The organism is Actinoallomurus vinaceus (assembly GCF_039542055.1).
GTDB classification, from domain to species: domain Bacteria; phylum Actinomycetota; class Actinomycetes; order Streptosporangiales; family Streptosporangiaceae; genus Actinoallomurus; species Actinoallomurus vinaceus.
Window position 1 is genome coordinate 479304 of the sequence record NZ_BAABHK010000001.1, and the last position, 17796, is coordinate 497099.

Genomic DNA, 17796 nt, shown 5'->3' on the forward strand with positions numbered 1-17796 from the left:
GCCATCGCGCACAATCAGTGATACGGCGGTGGAGGAACCGGTGTCTCTTACCGAGGATCTGCGGGCAGGGGCCCCGGGGGCTTACGCCGCGCTCTATGACGAGCACGCCGGATCTTTGCAGATCTACTGCCACGTCATGCTCGGTGACAGAGCAGCGGAGGCCGTGCGCGATGCCTTCGTCGCAGTAGCGCGTAACCCGGATTCGGTGCCGGCGGACGAGGACACGCTGCCGGTGTGGCTGCACGCGGTGGCCCGCGCCGAATGCGTGCGGCACGGCGCCTTCGTCCGCAAGCCCGCGACCACGCCGATGTCGGATCCGATGTGGCGGGCGCTGGCCGGTCTGGAGCCCGAGGACCGCGATGTCCTCGCCCTGGCCATCTCCTTGGTGCCGGAGGAGATCGCCTGGATCCTGAACATGGCACCGGACACGGCCGCCACTCTCATCCAGGGCTCGCGGCGGAGACTGGAGCACGCCCTCTCCGTGGGTCACGGCCAGGAGGCGCATGACCCGGTCGTGCTCACCTCATTCGACGAGGACACGCTGCGCCGGCTGATAAGACGACGGTGCGAGCCGTCGGAGGACCAGTCGGAGCGGGTGCTCGCCGCGTGCGCGGCGGTGGAGGGCACGCCCGATGAGACACTGATCTTCGACGCCGACGGGATGCCGGTCGTGCCGGACCCACCGTCCGAGACCGACGACGAGCCGGCTCACGCTTTCCCGAAGGCCTCGCCGGACCCGGACGCCACGCCGACGCCGGAGGACGACGCGGCCACCAGCGCGGAGCCGGCGGAGAGCGATGAGACGCCGGCCTCTCGCGCCGGCCGCGCCGAGCGACGGAAAGAGTTCCGCGGCCGCCGTATCGAGGGCCTGCTCCAGGCCGCGGCTCTGGCGGCTCTGGTGCTCGTGGCAATGGGCGTCATGGCCGTGCGGTCGGACCATTCCTCGGAGGGCTCGTCCGGCGACAAAGGAACGGGCCTCTCCCATCACCGGAAGCGCACCGCCGGTCCCTCGGTCCGGGCCACCCCACCGCCTCGAATGCCGCCGTCCGCGCCACCGGTCGCCGTACCGTCCACCGTACCGTCGACGGATCCGGGCCTTTCGTTTCCGCCCGACGACTCGACCGGGGGCCAGCCGAGCCCGTCAGCGCTTTTCTCGGATTCGCCGTTCCCTCCGTCCCCGCCGGTTCTCCCGAACCCGCCGGCCCACCACTCGAAGACGCCGACTCCTCCGCCCCCCACCCCGAGCCCTACCCCCACTGGCAAGGACTCCGGATCCCCGACACCCACCCCGAGCCACCGGCGATGACAGTGCCGACCGCAAGCTCCGGCAAACCACGGCCCTATCAGTGGAGAAGCCGCTAAGGTACCCCGTCCAGCACAGTGACCAAATACTGAAAAGTGAATTCCTGCAGTGGCTGGATGATCGACTCGTGCTTCATTGGTTCGGAAGTCTTTCGAGGGTGGCCATGCTCGGCTAGAAAAGACGTGCCAATCTCTTGAATGACAAGGTCAGGTCGCAAGTCGCGGCATTCCTTCATCGAATGGTTGTCTCCGCGTTGGTTTAAGCGCGTTAGAGTTTCGCTCCCAAACAGTGCAAAAGGGGCAATCGGGGGCAAAAGTGAGTGAACGGCGTCGTAGGGGTAGGAGGCGTAGCCAGCGGGCCGCATCGGGGCGTCGTGCGTGGTTGATCGGTCTGGGTGCTGTCGTCGGCGTGCTGGTCGTTCTGGTGGGAGCGGGGACATATGCGCCGGCGGGCCTGCGCGGGTGCGGTGATCGTCTCGTGCTCGACGTGGCCGTGGCGCCCGAGCTGGCTCCGGCGGTTCAGGACGTCGCGACCGTCTTCGCCCGGCAGCGGCACATGGTCGACGGCCGGTGTGTACAGGCCAAAGTGAGGGCGGCCGGTCCGGCCGGCATGGCGCTGGTGCTGTCCGGCCGGGGGTCGATGCCGGGAGAGACCATCCCCGACGTGTGGATTCCCGACTCTTCCCTCTGGCTGGCGCTGGTGCGCGGTACGGCAGGCGTGCGGATCGCGGCCGACGGGACACCGGTTTCGGTGGCCCATACTCCGGTCGTCGCCGGGACGACGCGCTCGTTCGCCGCCTGGCTCAGCCGCGAGGACATCAAGCCGACCTGGGAAGCGCTGCTGAGAGCATCGGTAGAGCCCATCGGTACCGCGAAGGCCGACGCCGGCGGGATGAAGGGAGTCAACCTGCGGATCCTCGACCCGGTCGGCCAGTCCGCCGGCATGGCCGCGCTCGTCATGGCGCAGATGTCGCTTCAGCGCGCACCGGACGCGGCGTCGGCGTTCACCCGGCTCGCCCAGAACCTGCGCAGCACCGTCTCCCCGACACCCGAAGCGCTGCTCGCCGCACTAGGGCGCGGCACGAAGGGCAAGGACCCTGTGCTGATCGTCCCAGAACAGTCTCTGTGGGCGTACAGTCGCACGGCTCCGCCCGTTCAGGTCGAGGCGCTTTACCCGAGCGAGGGCGAGATAAGCCTGGACTACCCGTTCGTACCGACCACCGAGGACGGCGCGAGGAGCCGGGCCGCCCGCTTCCTGGAACAGGCCATGCGCAGCGCACCGGCCCGGACCGCCGTTCAGGCGCTGGGCTTTCGCGATCCCGATGGGCATGCCGGTGACGGCTTCACCGCCGCCAGCGGGCTGAGCCCGCGGATTCCCCGCGCGTTCCCGCGATCTTCAGCCACCGTGGTGACCGACGCCATCGCGAAGTGGAACCAGTTGTCGCTGCGCACGCGCGTACTGGCCCTGCTCGACGTGTCCGGATCGATGCTGCAACCGGTCGCCGGGAACGTGACCCGTATGCAGGCGACCGTCAAGATCGGGCAGGGCGCGCTCGCGACGCTGCCCGACGACACCGATGTGGGTCTGTGGACCTTCGCCACGAACCTGGACGGGAAGCGGGCCTATCGCGTGCAAGTACCGATCGGGCCGTTGCCGGCCCGGGTCGGATCGACCAGCCGCCGCCAGGCCATCACCCTCGCCCTGGACCAGGTACGGCCCAAGCCGGATGGCGACACCGGACTGTACGGCTCAGTGCTCGCCGCGGTCCGGTCGCTCCGGAGCACCTACAAGCCGGGGTACTACAACAACGTCCTGCTCTTGACGGACGGCAGGAACGACGACCACGACGGCATCACCCTCACTGGGCTGCTCAACACCCTCGAGCGGGAGGACGACCCGGCCAGACCGGCCCCGGTCATTTCCATCGGCTTCGGCCCCGGTGTCGATATGGCGACCCTGCAAAAGATCGCCGCTACGACCAACGGTGCCGCCTTCCACGCCCTTAATCCCCAGGACGTCCAGCGGATTCTGCTGAACATCATCGCGGAACGAATAAGTAAGTGACGCTCTCCGCGGCCACGGCTGATAACGGCGGTCAGATCGCAGAGAAGATCAAGAGCGCCTGGCAACGGTTCGGTTTTAAGGAACTGGCCATGACGGACGATGGATGGATCATGGTCGCGCCCGACATCGGTGAGGGAGCACGTTGATCTCGCCATCGTGAACTACCCCCGCTCGGCACCCGAATGATCGGTTCGGGCGGGGCAGTAGGGCCGGTAGGTGGCAGTTCCCGCGCCCGGCCGGGCGCGGGAACTGTGGAACGGCGTCAAACGATGTTGAGAACGTCGAGGAATCGTGCCGCGGCGGCGGCATCGCCGGCGACCGAGCAGTAGTCCCGCCAAGGCTTGCGGGTGGTGCCCCACTTGATGAAATCGAGCGCTGTGCTGCTGATCCGCGTCGTGCCGTGGGCGCCGGGCCTGATCGTCATTCTGCCCTCGCCCGGCCGCGTCGGCATCACCGTGACGGTCGACGCCCCCGGGCCGGTGAGGTCGAGGACGAGCGGCTCGGTGACGGTGGCGGTGAGCTCGGGTCCCTGCATCTGGGGGATGCCGGCGATCATGAACTCGACGGCAGGGCCGACTTCGCGGGCGGTCGGTTCCGGCAGTGTGAAGGGCAGGGGCCCGTCCGGGGCCAGCATGTCGTTGCGGAGATGGCAGAAGACGTTGAAGGCCATCGTGTTCGCCAGGAGATGCCGAGGATAGGTGCCGAGCCCGGTCACCTCGATCGGATCGTCGGCGATCTCCTTGTCCTGGCCGGCTTCGAGCAGCTTGAGCTGCAAGGGAGCACTGCGGTGCCATTCGGCGAGGACTTCGGCGTGGCTCCAGCCGCGGCGTTCGTCGACGCGAAGGTCGTGGTAGCGCTCGCGGTTCTTCGGCCAGGAGGGGTCAGGCTTGGGAGGGGCGACCGCCTCCGTCGCGAGCGCCGCCAGGTGGGCGACGACGTCGATCACGCGCCAGCCGTCGCAGGCCGACGGCGCCTCCCACTGCTCGGCGCTCACCAGGGGGATGATCTTCTCGAGGTTGTCGACACTGAGGCGTGCGGCATCCAATCCGGCTTGCGTCATCGTTTCCTCCTGGGTGCTGATTTCGAGGGCAACGCGTGATGCACCAGCACGCTAGGACACGGCACTTGATTTCAAGTGACCGTCGCCGCGCCCACGACTGGCCATCCACCCTGTGCACTGGCGGATACGAACCCGCGTCCCCGGCGTGACGATGAGCGCGGTCGGCGTCCCCTCCACGACGCCGCGCCGTGTCATCGCCTTCAGAAAGGACGCCCTCGTGCGAAGCACATCACGAATTCGCCGATCCCTCGCGTCGGCCGCCGTCGCTGCCGCGGCGGTCGCGCTCACAGCCGTCGGAATCGGCCATGCGACCGCAGACACCGCCGGCCACGGCGACGCTCGCAGTCCGGTCCGCTGCTCGGCCCCCGGCCACCGGGCGATCACCGTCGTCCTGGTCCACGGTGCGTGGGCGGACTCGTCGGGTTGGAGCGGTGAGATCAACCAGCTCCAGCGGGCCGGGTGCGTGGTGCGCGCCGCGGACAACCCCGTCGAGAACCTGACCACCGACGCCGAGAAGGTCGCCGCGTTCGTGCGCGCGATCCCGGGTCCGGTGCTCCTGGTCGGCCACTCGTACGGCGGCGCGGTGATCACCAATGCCGCGGCGCAGGCGGACAACGTCGTCGGGCTGGTGTTCGTCGACGCCTACGCGCCGGCCGTCGGCGAGGCCATCAACACGCTGAACGGCGCGACGTCCGTGGTCTACACCCATCCCAAGTCCGAGCTGCTGCAGGAGGTCCCGGGGCCCGGAGGCAGCACGAACCTGCTCCTCACCCAGAAGGCCTATGCCGACTACTTCGGCAACGACCTGACGAACTCGCAGGCGCGCGAGGGGTGGGCCTCGCAGACCGAGGCCTCGAGCCTGGCGCTGGGGACGCCGACGAAGTACGCCGCGTGGCAGCACCTGCCGTCGTGGTCGTTCATTTCCAGCGGCGACCAGATCATCACTCCGGACTCCCTTGCGATGATGGCCAAGCGGGCGCACTCGAAGGTGACCTGGTTCAAGGGCGGTTCCCACCTCACCCTCGTCACACATCCGGGCGCTGTGACGGCGGTGATCGGCCAGGCTCTGTCGTCGCTGCTCAAGGGCGGTAGCTGACCGTTCCCGGTCAGGGCGGCCGCCACCGGCCCCCCGTGATCCGTGCCCGCTCCTCAGCGTTGCCCCGTGGGAATCCCGACCCGCGGGGCAACGCTTTCTGCTCGTCGCAGCCCGGGTGGGGGCACTGGAGGCTAGCTCCAGCGAGTCGAGTTCACGTTGACCTGCCAAAGGTTCACTGCAATGATCGGGGAGAGCGTTTGCGGTCTCGCAGGAATGCTCGCAACCGTGAGGAGAGGCCGAATGGCCCCGTCAAGCCGCGGCGAAAGCCGGTCGCGGTACGGCCGGAGCGAGGTTCCGGTCGCGGCCCCGGGCGGTCACCGCGAGATCCCGGGCGATCAGCCCTCGAACATCATCGGCCGCGCCGGCGCCCTCGTCGGCCGGGACAACGAGGGCCGGCGCCTGGCGCAGTTGCTCGACAACGTCCGCCGCGGCCGCGGCGACCTGCTGGTCCTCGTCGGCGAGCCGGGCATCGGCAAGACCGCGCTTCTGAACCGGCTGTGCGAGGGCGCCTCCGACATGCTCATCCGCCGTGTCGACGGTGCCCGGGCCGAACAGCAGCTGGCCTATGCCGCACTGCACCGCCTCCTCGGCGAGTTCATCGACCGGGCCGACAGGCTGGCCGACCCCCAGCGAGCGGCACTGCGGGTGGCCCTCGGTGTGGAGGCCGGTGAACCCCCCGACGCGCTGTGCGTCGGGCTCGGCACGCTCGCGTTGCTGCAGGTGCTGTCACGGGAACGTCCCGTCCTGTGCGTCCTGGACGACCAGCAGTGGCTCGACCGGGCGTCGATGGGCGTCCTGGCCTTCGTCGGCCGGCGCCTCGACCGCGACCGGGTGGGCGTGGTGCTGGCATCCGCCATGGTGTCGGCCGAGTTCGAGTCCCTCCCCGCCGTCCACGTGGCGGGCCTGTCCACGCGGCACGGCGGACAACTGCTCGACGCGGCGCTCGTCGGCCCGCTCGATCCGGCGGTACGCCGGCAGATCGTCGCCGAGGCCGGCGGCAACCCTCTGGCCCTGCTGGAGCTGCCCCGCACCGTCGGGCCGCTGGACCTGGCCGGCGGCTACGCCCTGCCCGGCGCGATGCCCGTGTCACCGCGGATCGACGCTGCGTACCGTAGGCAGCTGGAACGGCTGCCGGGCCGCTCGCGCCGGCTGGTGGAACTGGTCGCCGCCGACCCGGTCGGCGATCCGCTCCGGCTCTGGGCCGCGGCCGCGCTGCTCGGCTTGGACCGGGACTGCCTCGGGCCCGACGCCGAGGACTGGCTCGTCGTCATCGACACCACGGTGCACTTCGCCCACCCGGTCGCACGTTCCGCCGTCCACCGCGCCACCGATCCCGCGAACCGCCGGGCGGTCCACGGGGCGCTCGCGGCGGTCACGAACGCCAGGCTCGACCCGGACCGCCGAGCCTGGCACCGCGCCGAGGCTGCCTACGGCCCCGACGAGGAGATCGCCCGAGAGCTCGACCGTGCCACCGGCCTGGCCCGGCGGCGGGGCGGACTCGCCGCGGTCGCTGCCTTCCGCACCCGGGCGGCCCTGCTGACCCCCGACCAGGGCTACCGGGTCAGACGCCTGATCGCCGCCGCCGAGGCGACCCATGACGCCGGTTTCCCTGAAGACGCGCTCGACCTGCTGGAGATGGCCGACGAACTTGTCGTCGGCGAGCCGGAGGCCGGCCGGGTGCTGCGATTGCGCGGCCGGATCGCCCTGGCCCGGCAGCACCCGGCCGAAGCGGTCGGGTACCTGGTGGCAGCGGCGCCGCTGATCATGAAACACGACCCCGCGCAAGCCCTGGAGGTGTACCTGGAAACCCTCAGCGGGGCGGTATGGCCGGTCGGAGGCCCGGTCGTCACCGAAGGCGCGAAAGTCGTCGCGGCCGTACCGGATGACATCCGCGTCTCCGTCCCCGGCTCGGCCGGCGACGCGATGGCGCTGACCCTGGACGGGCTGCGGACCCTCGTCGTGGCCGGCTTCGAAGCCGCGGCGCCGGCCCTACGCCGAGCCCTGGACGTGCTGTGCGCGCACCCGGAGCCGGCCCGTCCGACGCCCGTCACTGTCCGGCCGATGGTCTCGCTGCCGCTCACGATGTGGGACGAGCGGGCTTGGCGGCGCCTGGCCCACCACGTCGTGGACTGCGCACGGCGCGAGGGAGCACTCGCCGTCCTGCCCGCCGGGCTGGAAGCGCTGTGCGTGCACCTGATGTGGGCCGGGGACCTGGACGCGTCGGCCGACCTGGTCGACGAGGCGGGACGCGTGGTCGCCGTCACCGGCCGGGTCGCCGGCCCGCACACCCGGATGCTGCTCGCGGCCTGGCGGGGCGACGAGGCCGGGACGTTGCGGCTGGGAGCCGAGATCCGGGCCGCGAACCCGCCAGAGAGCACGCCCGTGCCTCTGGCCGACTGTGCCGAGGCCGTGCTGTTCAACGCGACCGGCCGCTTCGAGCAGGCGTTCGCGGCCGCGCGCCGCGTCTTCGGCTCGGGCCGTGCCCCGGTGAGCGCCATCGTCGTATCCGAACTCGCCGACTCGGCCGCGGGCAGCGGGGCGGTGGACGACCTCGAGCGCCTCGACGCGTGGCTGCGGCAACGCGTCGCCGCCGCACCCGGACGATGGGTCGCCGGCATCGCCGAACGGGTCAGGGCGCTGCTGGACGAGGACGGCGACGCTGAACCCCACTACCGGAGTTCGATCGACCATCTCTCGAGGACGGCCAGCCGTACGGAGCAGGCGCGGACCGCGCTGATGTTCGGCGAGTGGCTGCGCCTTCAGGGGCGCCGCAGCGAGGCCCGGAATGTCCTGCGCGACGCCCACGGGCGGTTCCGGGGGATCGGTGCCCAGGCGTTCGCCGAGCGCGCCGTCCGCGCGCTCCGGGCAGTGGGCGACGCCTCCGCCGTCGACGTCACCCTCGAGCACGGGCAGCTCACGGCTCAGGAGGCGCAGATCGCCACGATGGCGGCCGAAGGGTTGACCAACCCCGAGATCGGCGCCCGCCTCTACATCAGCAGCCGCACGGTCCAATACCACCTGCGCAAGGTGTTCCTGAAACTCGGCATCACCTCGCGCAGCCAACTGTTCCCGTCGGCCGGCCTCGATCGGGCCGTTCGGCGGACGGGCATGCCGCCCTAGTGCTGCACCAGTGTCCGACGATCGACACCACAATCAGTCGTCTGACCTAGACGCCGGACTCGACTGGCTGGCTTTTCAGGATGGCTTGTGCCAGCCATTCCCGGATCGTGTCGCGGGCGCGGGCCACGCCCCAGCCGAACTCCTCGGACGCCAGGGTGAACTGCTCGTAGCGGAAGTGGTAGAAGATGGTCCGTACGACGTCCTCGTCCGACAGATCGTCCACGATCTCGCCGGTCGCGCGGATCCCTGCGACGATCTCGGCGAGCGCCTCCTGGTGGCGCAGGTTCGCGACGTGCAGGAACTCCGCCGCCGCCGGGATGCTTGCCGCCGCCTCAGTCACGATCCGGATGATGTCCCCGGACTCCGCGTAGATGAGGACGTAGCCGACGGCCAGCACCGAGAGCTTCTCCCTGGCGGTCCCGGCGTCCCGGCAGTCGTCGATGATCTGCTGGACGCGGGTGCCGGAGGTCCACATGTCCATCAGGGTCTCGAGCAGGCCCTGCTTGCCGCCGCACTGGGCGTACACCGTCGCCGGCGAGACCCGGGCCCGGCGGGCGATCTCGTCGACCTTCGTCTTGACATAGCCGTTCGCGCCGAACAGCTCGCGGGCGGCGTCGACCACGGCCAGCCGGGTCACCTCGGCGTACTCGTCACGCCGGGTCGGAGGCCGTTCTCCGGTGGGCTCTGACACGCGGCAATCCCGTCTCGAGTGGTGCGGTTGGTTCCGTCGACTTTAGTCACTGGAGCAGCACTCTGGTCGATACCCCGGCACGTCCATTGGCCGTCCAGTGCCGGTTCCTAGCGTGGAACCACCGGCCACGGCCGTCGACGACCGCCGACCGGCTCGCATCCGACCGGCTCACACCACACGAGAGAGGCGCTCTCATGGCATTGCTCACAGTCGGCGAGGAGAACGGCGCCGACATCCAGATCTATTACGAGGACCATGGCGACGGCCGCCCCGTCGTCCTGATCCACGGCTACCCGCTGGACCTGCACTCCTGGGAGCGCCAGGAACCGGTCCTGCTCGACGCGGGCTACCGCGTCATCGCCTACGACCGGCGCGGGTTCGGCTCCTCCAGCAAGCCGAGCACCGGATTCGACTACGACACGTTCGCAGCCGACCTCCACGCCCTGATGGAGCATCTGGACCTGCAGGACGCCGTCCTCGTCGGGTTCTCCATGGGCACCGGTGAAGTCACCCGCTACCTCGGCCGCTACGGCTCCGGCCGGGTCGCCAAGGCCGTGCTCATGGGCGCGATCCCGCCGTTCATGGTGCGCACCGACGACAATCCGCTCGGTCTGGATCCGTCCCAGTTCACGTCGACCAAGGCCGCCATCCGGGCCGACCGCTTCGTGTTCCTCGACGAGTTCTTCCAGAACTTCAACAACGTCGACAAGCTTGCCCCCGATCGCATCACGGACGCGGCGATCCGCGGCGGCTTCACCACGGCCTCGCTCGCCTCGCCCCTCGCGACGTACGCGTGCGTCGACACGTGGGCCACCGACTTCCGCAGCGACCTGGACGCCATCGACGTCCCGACCCTGGTGCTGCACGGGACGGAGGACCGCATCCTGCCGATCGCGGTGACGGCCGACCGCCTGCCCGGCTTGATCAAGGACTGCCGGCTGGTGCGCATCGAGCACGGGCCGCACAACATCCCGTGGACGTTCCACGAAGAGGTCAACAAGGCGCTGATGGAGTTCCTCGCCGAATAGCGGGCGCCAGCCGAACGATCACTGCACGGCCTGCCCGGCGACGAGGGAGACACCTGGCGTGCGCTCGCCGGGGAATGACCGTCGTCCGCAGTCCGGTGCACGCCGCTGAGGATCGGAGTCGTCGGCTCCGGTCCTCAGTCGATTGCCGGGTGTCACCCGCCGAGGGCGCCGTCGAAGGCGACGCGGGTCGGCTCCGGCAACTGCGTCCGCGACGTGATGCCGAGCTTCTGGAACACATGGCGCAGGTGGTGTTGCACGGTCCGGCTACTGATGAACAGCCGGGCGCCGATCTCGGGGTTCGTCAGCCCCTCTCCCGCCAACGCGGCGATCTGCGCTTCCTGCGCGGTGAGCCGGCCGTAGTCGGCGGTGACCTCCCGCACAGACGGGTCCCCGGTCGCGCGCAGCTCCCGGGCGGAACGCTCGGCGAAAGCGCCGGCGCCGATGGCGCGGAACCGGTGGTAGGCCTCGCGCAGCACCTGTCTGGCGGAACCGCGACGCCCCCGCCTGCGCAGCCACTCGCCGTACAGCAGCTCCGACCGGGCCAGCTCCGTCCGGCTGCCGGTCCGGCGGAGCTGCTCGATCGAGGCCTGATAATGCGTCTCCGCCTCGTCGCCTGTGCTGAGCAACGCCTGCACCCGCTCCGCGATTCCGACGACCCACGGTCCCGGCGTCGCCCGGACCCGGACCAGCAGCCAGGTTTCCAGGCGCCGCAGGTCCGCCACCGCTCCGCAGCGCGAGGCGGCGTCGGCCAGTTCGGACGCGACGAGCGCGCCGAGCGTCGGCGGATGAGTGTCGAGCAGCCCGCAGGTGGCCGCGTGCGCCTGCTCGAAGCGGCCGGTGCCGTTGCACAACACGGCCTCGGCGTAGTCGGTGAGTACGAGCTGGGCGAACGACGTCGGGCCCGGTGCGGAGCGCGCCTCGGCGGCCAACTGGAGCGTTCTGGCCTCGTCGCCCCGCCACGCGGCCAGCATCGTCCGGTTGTACGGGTTGACCGCTCCAGTGGTGGCGGCGTGCAGCCGGCATGCCTGGTCGAGCGCGGCGCCCGCCGCGGCCAGGTCGCCGGTCCACATCTGGCACACGGCCAGGGAGTCCAGCGCGCACGCCAGGATGCCCAGCGCTCCGTTCCCCCGCGCGTGGGCCAGGACCTTGTCGATCAGCCGCGGCCAGGCTTCTGCATCCCAGAGCGCGACGGGCAACAGCAAGGTCGCATACAACGTCGCCGGGCTCGGAACCGCCGGGTCTGGGCCCGGGGAGCCACCGGGGCCGGTGGAACCGTCGGGGTCGGCGGCCAGTAGGTCCATCGCCCGGCGCAGCTCGGGCGCTGCGGCGGCATAGCCCTCGACGGCCAGGGCCCGCAGGCCGTTCAGCAGGACCGCCACCGTATCGTCGGCCAGGCTCGGCGCCGCGACGGTGGCGACCCTGGTGGGGATGGCATCGGGGGCGTCGGCCGGCGCGATCGCGAACGTTGCGCCGGCGACCTCGGACAGCCGGTCCGGCCCGGCGGTCCAGATCGTGCCGACCAGCGCCTCCAGACACACCTCCCGGCCTTGCCCGGGGTCATCCGCCGCCAGCTGCCCGGCACAGGCCAGCAAGTCCCGCACCGCGTCCGTCGGCCGCTGCTGGGCCCAGGCGATCCGGCAACGCAACCGCAGCAGGCGCGGGGTCAGCCGCTCGTCGACGACGGCTTCGTCGATCAGTTCCAGCAAGTCCAGCGCGGTGTCGAGGGCCCCCGCCTCGCGCGCCGCCTCGGCTGCCGAGATCAGGCGGACGGCCTGGCGCCGCTTGTCCGGCGTCAGCGCCGCGGCCTTCCTCCGGAAGGCCGCGGCCGCGGCCAGCCCGCCCCGCCGCCGGGCCCGGCCGGCGAAGCGGTCGAGGTCATGGGCGACTGCCTCGTCGGGGCTGTCGGCGGCCTCCGCCCGGTGCCAGGCCCGGCGATCCGGGTCGGTGTCGACGTCGGTCACGGCCGCCAGCGCCGCGTGGGCCGCCCGGCGCTCGGCCGGACTCATCATGCGGAAGGCCGCGGCGCGGGCGAGCGGATGTCCGAAGTACACGCTGCTGCCGACGACGATGAAACCCTGCTCGACGGCCGTGGCCAGACGCTCGCGGTCCAGGCCGAGCAGGGCCGCGGCGGCCCACAGCCGTCCCGGCTCGCCGACCGGGTCGACGGCGGCGAGCTGGACCAGGTGGCGGGACCGTTCGGGCAGCCGCTCCAGCCGCGCGCGGTAGGCGGCTTCGAGCTGTTGCGACTGTGCCGTCGCCCGGGAGGCGGGCCCGTCGAACGGTCCGAACGGTCCGAACGCGGCGGCCATTTGCAACAGGGTCGACGGGTTGCCGTCCGCTTCGGCGACCATCCGCCGGCGCACGGCCGGGTCGACCGGGCCGACGAGTACGGCGTCGAGCAGCTCTCCGGCGTGCGACGCCGACAGTCCCCTGACACGGATCTCGGGCAGGGCGGTCAGCGCGCGCGCCGGGGCGGTCGCCGCGAAGAGCAGGCCCACCTTGTCCCGGTCGAGTCGTCTGCTGACAAGGCTCAGCGCTCGCGTCGAGGCCTCATCGAGCCAATGCTGGTCGTCCACCACGCACACCACCGGGCGTTCCGCCGACAGCGCTCGTAGCAGCGCCAACGTTCCTTGGCTGACGGCCAGCGGGTCCGGGGGCTCACCGGCGTCCACCCCGAATGCGACCCGCAGTGCCATCCGCAGAGGTTCGACCAGCGTGTCCGCGCGGTCCAGGAACGCGCCCAGGAGATGGTGGAGTGCGGCGTAGGCGAACCCTTGTTCGGCCGGTACGCCCGCCGCTCGGAGAATCAGGGTGTCCCCGGTGCGGCGGCACAGATGATCCAGCAGTGCGGTTTTGCCGATGCCCGGTTCGCCGCTCACCACCGCGCTGCGGCCGTTGCCCCGTCGGACGTCGTCGAGCATCCGTGCGAGGTATCCGTGTTCGGCCTGCCTGCCGACCAGGACGTCGTGCCCCTCGGGGGCGAGGGTGATCGCAGATTGACCACTCATGTCGCTCTCCGGATCAGCTCGGCCGCGACCGGTGGCCGCGTCCTTCACACCGTCGCAGTTGCTCTCCGTTGAGTCAAGTTAACTTCTACTCGCTGGAGTCCAACTCCATTTCCTGGGAGGGAGGCTGCTTTGGTCAGGTTCGCCCGTGCCGACGACTGGCCATCGGTCCTGTGCACTGGCGGATATGGGAAACGGTGCTCCGGCGAGACGCTGTCCAAGGTCGACAGGTCCGTGGTCGGGCGTCCGCATCGTCGGAGAACGCCACGACATGAGGAAAGGACTGTACTGTGCGGAAGGTTCTTATTACGGGGTCGGGTACCGGATTCGGCCACGAGGTCGCGATGCGGCTCGCGGAGAAGGGGTTCGACGTCGTCGCGGCGGTCGAGATCTGGGCCCAGGTGCAGACCTTGAAGCGGCAGGCGGCCGAACGAGGCGTCGACCTCCAGGTCGAGAAGCTCGACGTGACCGACGCCGGCGACCGCCGGAAGGCGCTCGCGTGGAACGTCGAGATCCTGGTCAACAACGCGGGCGTGGGGGAAGGCGGCGCCACCGTCGACGTACCGGGCGCCAACATGCGCAGGCAGTTCGAGGTCAACGTCATCGGGCCGCTCCTGCTGACGCAGGGCATCGCCAAGCAGATGGTGAAGGGGGGCGAGGGACGGATCGTGTGGGTCTCCTCCCGGGAGGGCCTGAACACCAACCCGTTCACCGGCCTCTACGCGGCCTCGAAGCACGCCGTCGAAGCCATCGCCGAGACCATGGCCAACGAGCTGCAGGAGTTCGGCGTCGAGGTTGCGACGGTCAACCCGGGTCCGTTCCTCACCGGCTTCAACGACCGGATGTTCCAGACCTGGACGGGGTGGGAGGACGACGCGTCCGAGCGGCTGTTCGACTACTCGAAGCTGGCGTTCCCGCGGGCGCAGTTCGACCCCGAACCGGTCTACGCCACGATGACGGCGGTCGCCGCCGGCGAGGTCGACGCGTACCGGAACCTGGAACCCGAGTCGATGCTCGAGGAGACCAAGCGGCTTATCGAGGCGCCCTGGAGCCGGACGACCAAGGCCGGGCTGGGGAAGCGCCCGGCCAGTCTGCAGGCGTCGTTCGACATGCGGCCCGAGACCTCGGTCTCCGACTGAACGGCGGCGTGAGCCGAGCGCATTCCTCAGCCACCACCTCCCGGAGGTACCGCATGTCCATCAAGCCCAGCATCCTCGAGGACCGCTACCGCAACCGCGGAACGGCCTTCACCCTGGCCCAGCGCGCCGAACTGGGAATTGTGGGCCGGTTGCCGGCCGCCGTCGAGACCCTCGACGAGCAGGCGGTCCGGGCCTACACGCAGATGCAGCAACAGCCCTCCAACCTGCACCGGTACCTGTATCTCAACGAGGTGCACAACCAGAACCAGGTGCTCTACTACAAGCTCCTGGCCGACCACCTCACCGAGCTGCTGCCGATCGTGTACGACCCGACCGTGGGGGACGCGATCGAGCAGTGGTCCAGCGACTTCCGTGACTCGCGGGCCACGTATCTGTCCATCGACCGCCCGGAGGACGTCGAGGACTCGTTCCGCTCGCTCGGCCTCGCCGCCGACGACGTGGACCTCATCGTCGTCTCGGACGCGCAGGAGATCCTCGGCATCGGCGACTGGGGGGTGAACGGCACCGACATCTCGATCGGCAAGCTCGCCGTCTACACCGCCGCCGCCGGCATCGACCCCAACCGGGTCATCGCCGTTAACCTCGACGTCGGCACCGACAACGAGCTGCTGCTCAACAGCCCGTACTATCTCGGCAACCGCCACGCGCGGGTCACCGGCAGGCGCTACAACGACTTCATCGCCCGGTACCTGGCGACGGCCGCCAAGCTCTTCCCGAACGCCTTGCTGCACTTCGAGGACTTCGGCCCCGGAAACGCCCGGCGCATCCTGGTCGGCAACGCGGCGCGCTATCGGATCTTCAACGACGACATGCAGGGCACCGGCGCCATCGTCATGGCCGCCGTCTTCGCGGCACTGCGGGTGACCGGGGATCGGTGGGCCGACCAGCGTCTTGTGGTGTTCGGCGCCGGCACCGCCGGCACCGGGATGGCCGACCAGATCCACGCCGCGATGCTCCGGGACGGCGCGTCGACGCAGGAGGCGAAAGACCGCATCTGGCTCATCGACAAGCACGGCCTGGTCACCGACGACATGCCCGGACTACCGGACTATCAGCGGGTTTACGCGCGGCGCAAGGCCGAGGTCGCGGACTGGGCCGACGGCGAGATCGACCTGCTCACCACGGTCGAGCACGTCAAGCCGACGATCCTGATCGGGACGTCGACAGTCGCCGGCGCTTTCACGAAGGAGGTCGTCGCGGCGCTGGCCGCGGGGGTGGAGCGCCCCATCCTGCTGCCCCTGTCGAACCCCACGAGCCGCATCGAGGTCATGCCGACGGACGCGCTGGCGTGGTCGCAGGGGCGGGCGCTGGTCGCGGCCGGCATCCCGGTGGACCCCGTCGAGTACAACGGCGTCACGTACGAGATCGGCCAGGCCAACAACGCGATGCTCTACCCGGGCCTGGGCCTGGGCACGATCGTCTCCGGCGCGAAGCATGTCACCGACAACATGCTGCTGTCCGCCGCCGAAGCGGTGGCCGGGCAGGTGGACGTGAGCAGGCGGGGTGCCGCGCTGCTGCCACCGGTGGCGAACCTGCGGGCGCTGTCCGCGACGGTCGCGGTCGCCGTGGCCGAGGCCGCCGCCGAGGACGGCGTGGCCACGAGGAGGCACACCAACCTCGTGGAAGCGGTCCGCAAGGCGATGTGGCAACCGGTGTACCGGGAACGGGACCTGCCGCGGCCCGGCGGAGAGGGCGCACGCTCATGAGCGCGAACGAGGGGCAGCATCCTGTGCTCAGGGTCGTGCCCGTCGGCATCGACGCGTCGGGAGAGCGGACGGAGTTCGACAGCATGGGCAGCGTCAAGGTGCCCGCGGACCGCTACTGGGGAGCGCAGACGCAACGCTCCCTGATCCATTTCTCCATCGGTGGCGACCGCATGCCCAAGGCGGTCTACCACGCCTACGGCTACGTCAAGAAGGCGGCGGCACTGGTCAACGCGGACGCCGGACGCCTGCCCGACTGGAAGCTGCGGGCCATCGTCCAGGCGGCCGAGGAGACCATCGCCGGCGACCTCGACGACAGCTATCCGCTCTACGTGTGGCAGACCGGGTCCGGGACCCAGAGCAACATGAACGTCAACGAGGTGATCGCAAACCGGGCCTGCCAGCTGCTGGGGGGCACGCTCGGGACGCAGGAGCCGGTCGCCCCCAACGACGACGTCAACATGGGGCAGTCCAGCAACGACAGTTTTCCCACCGCGATGCACATCGCATCGGTCTTCGAGATCGACGACCGTCTGCTGCCCCAGGCACGACAGCTCGCCACCGCGATCGAGCTGAAGGCCCGACAGTGGCACGACGTCGTCAAGATCGGGCGCACGCACCTTGAGGACGCCGTGCCCTTGACCGTCGGACAGGAGTGGTCGGGTTGGGCCGCACAGCTGCGTGCCTGCATCGCAGAGATCGAGTACGCGCGGAAGGGCCTCCTCGAATTGGCGCTGGGCGGCACCGCCGTCGGGACGGGACTGAACGCGCCGAAGGGATTCAGCCGCGACGTCGCCGCCCGGATCGCCGATCTGACCGGCAAGCCGTTCGTCACGGCGCCGAACAAGTTCATGGCGCAGGGGTCCCTGGACTCGATGGTGCGGGCGCACGGAGCGCTGCGCGGGCTGGCCGTGGCCCTGATGAAGATCGCCAACGACATGCGGTGGCTGGCGTCGGGACCGCGGGCCGGACTCGGCGAGCTGCTGCTCCCGAATAACGAGCCCGGCTCCTCGATCATGCCCGGCAAGGTCAACCCGACCCAGTGCGAGGCGATCGTCATGATCGCCATCCAGGTCCTCGGCGACGACGCCGCGGTGGCCTTTGCCGGCAGCCAGGGCAACTTCGAGCTCAACGCGATGCGCCCGATCATCATCGCCAACTTCCTGCATTCCGCACGCATCCTCGCCGACGGTGCGGAGAAGTTCCGGACGTTCTCCGTCGTGGGCACCGAACTCAACCGCAAGAAGATCGCCCAGTACGTCGACGACAGCCTGATGCTCGTCACGGTGCTGAGTCCGCTCATCGGCTACCAGAACGCCGCACATATCGCCGAGGAGGCGCTCGCCAAGGGCCTGACTCTGCGCGAGGCGGCCCTGGCCAGTGGGCATGTCGATGCCAAGACCTTCGACAGGGTCGTCGATCCGCTCGCCATGGTCGGCGACGGTTTCGCCGGCGCGTGACGTACCGCTCGGGAAGCGCACCACCACGGAACAGGTGGAACGAGCCGTGGCACCGCTAGAACCGCCGAAGGGCCGGGGCCGGCTGCCGGGCGGAGACCCCGATGCC

The 17796-nt window shown here is 70.2% G+C and carries 12 protein-coding genes; 9 read left to right on the plus strand and 3 right to left on the minus strand.

Going from position 1 to position 17796, the window contains the following annotated elements; translation table 11 throughout:
• Positions 1 to 40 precede the first annotated feature (40 nt).
• The 3 genes from ABEA24_RS01985 (at position 41) to ABEA24_RS01995 (ending at position 3513) form a co-directional block, all read left to right on the plus strand.
• Positions 41 to 1306: an RNA polymerase sigma factor gene (locus ABEA24_RS01985; RefSeq protein ID WP_345428706.1), complete on the plus strand. Its 1266-nt coding sequence runs from the start codon at positions 41 to 43 to the stop codon at positions 1304 to 1306.
• Between the two features lie 489 nt (positions 1307 to 1795).
• A complete protein-coding gene (locus ABEA24_RS01990) occupies positions 1796 to 3367 on the plus strand; it encodes a substrate-binding domain-containing protein (protein ID WP_345429601.1) in 1572 nt (523 codons plus the stop codon).
• Positions 3364 to 3513 (plus strand): hypothetical protein, encoded by a 150-nt coding sequence (locus ABEA24_RS01995; protein ID WP_345428708.1) that lies wholly within the window; start codon positions 3364 to 3366, stop codon positions 3511 to 3513. Before ABEA24_RS01990 ends, ABEA24_RS01995 begins: the two co-directional genes overlap by 4 nt.
• Positions 3514 to 3629: 116 nt before the next feature.
• On the opposite strand, the gene ABEA24_RS02000 is transcribed toward ABEA24_RS01995, so the two are convergent.
• Positions 3630 to 4427, minus strand: coding sequence for a maleylpyruvate isomerase N-terminal domain-containing protein (locus tag ABEA24_RS02000; protein WP_345428710.1), 798 nt, complete (start codon positions 4425 to 4427; stop codon positions 3630 to 3632).
• A 217-nt stretch (positions 4428 to 4644) separates the two neighbouring features.
• On the opposite strand from ABEA24_RS02000, the gene ABEA24_RS02005 reads away from it, so the two are divergent.
• Together ABEA24_RS02005 and ABEA24_RS02010 are read left to right on the plus strand one after the other, a co-directional pair.
• Positions 4645 to 5523: an alpha/beta hydrolase gene (locus ABEA24_RS02005; RefSeq protein WP_345428712.1), complete on the plus strand. Its 879-nt coding sequence runs from the start codon at positions 4645 to 4647 to the stop codon at positions 5521 to 5523.
• A 240-nt stretch (positions 5524 to 5763) separates the two neighbouring features.
• Positions 5764 to 8643, plus strand: coding sequence for a helix-turn-helix transcriptional regulator (locus ABEA24_RS02010; protein ID WP_345428715.1), 2880 nt, complete (start codon positions 5764 to 5766; stop codon positions 8641 to 8643).
• Between the two features lie 46 nt (positions 8644 to 8689).
• Here ABEA24_RS02010 and ABEA24_RS02015 read toward each other — a convergent pair whose 3' ends face one another.
• A complete protein-coding gene (locus ABEA24_RS02015; protein WP_345428717.1) occupies positions 8690 to 9334 on the minus strand; it encodes a TetR/AcrR family transcriptional regulator in 645 nt (214 codons plus the stop codon).
• Between the two features lie 194 nt (positions 9335 to 9528).
• Here ABEA24_RS02015 and ABEA24_RS02020 point away from each other — a divergent pair, with 194 nt between their 5' ends.
• Positions 9529 to 10362 (plus strand): alpha/beta fold hydrolase, encoded by an 834-nt coding sequence (locus ABEA24_RS02020; RefSeq protein WP_345428719.1) that lies wholly within the window; start codon positions 9529 to 9531, stop codon positions 10360 to 10362.
• Between the two features lie 152 nt (positions 10363 to 10514).
• Here the strand turns inward: ABEA24_RS02020 and ABEA24_RS02025 are convergent, their stop codons facing one another.
• Complete coding sequence (locus ABEA24_RS02025) at positions 10515 to 13370, minus strand: AAA family ATPase (RefSeq protein WP_345428722.1); 2856 nt, start codon at positions 13368 to 13370, stop codon at positions 10515 to 10517.
• A 287-nt stretch (positions 13371 to 13657) separates the two neighbouring features.
• Here ABEA24_RS02025 and ABEA24_RS02030 point away from each other — a divergent pair, with 287 nt between their 5' ends.
• From ABEA24_RS02030 to fumC, 3 genes are read left to right on the plus strand one after another with little or no spacing between them, the layout of a single operon-like run.
• Positions 13658 to 14506, plus strand: coding sequence for an SDR family oxidoreductase (locus ABEA24_RS02030; protein ID WP_345428724.1), 849 nt, complete (start codon positions 13658 to 13660; stop codon positions 14504 to 14506).
• 53 nt (positions 14507 to 14559) lie between these two features.
• A complete protein-coding gene (locus ABEA24_RS02035; protein ID WP_345428726.1) occupies positions 14560 to 16233 on the plus strand; it encodes an NAD-dependent malic enzyme in 1674 nt (557 codons plus the stop codon).
• Entirely contained in the window at positions 16230 to 17690 is a 1461-nt protein-coding gene (fumC, locus tag ABEA24_RS02040; RefSeq protein ID WP_345428728.1) for a class II fumarate hydratase, read from the plus strand. Before ABEA24_RS02035 ends, fumC begins: the two co-directional genes overlap by 4 nt.
• Positions 17691 to 17796 lie beyond the last annotated feature (106 nt).

Excerpts from the sequence above, each read along its gene's own strand:
- ABEA24_RS02000 (WP_345428710.1), bottom strand. The coding sequence starts at position 4,427 with ATGACGCAAGCCGGATTGGATGCCGCACGCCTCAGTGTCGACAACCTC.
- ABEA24_RS02010 (WP_345428715.1), top strand. The coding sequence starts at position 5,764 with ATGGCCCCGTCAAGCCGCGGCGAAAGCCGGTCGCGGTACGGCCGGAGC.
- ABEA24_RS02020 (WP_345428719.1), top strand. The coding sequence starts at position 9,529 with ATGGCATTGCTCACAGTCGGCGAGGAGAACGGCGCCGACATCCAGATC.
- ABEA24_RS02025 (WP_345428722.1), bottom strand. The coding sequence starts at position 13,370 with ATGAGTGGTCAATCTGCGATCACCCTCGCCCCCGAGGGGCACGACGTC.
- ABEA24_RS02035 (WP_345428726.1), top strand. The coding sequence starts at position 14,560 with ATGTCCATCAAGCCCAGCATCCTCGAGGACCGCTACCGCAACCGCGGA.
- fumC (WP_345428728.1), top strand. The coding sequence starts at position 16,230 with ATGAGCGCGAACGAGGGGCAGCATCCTGTGCTCAGGGTCGTGCCCGTC.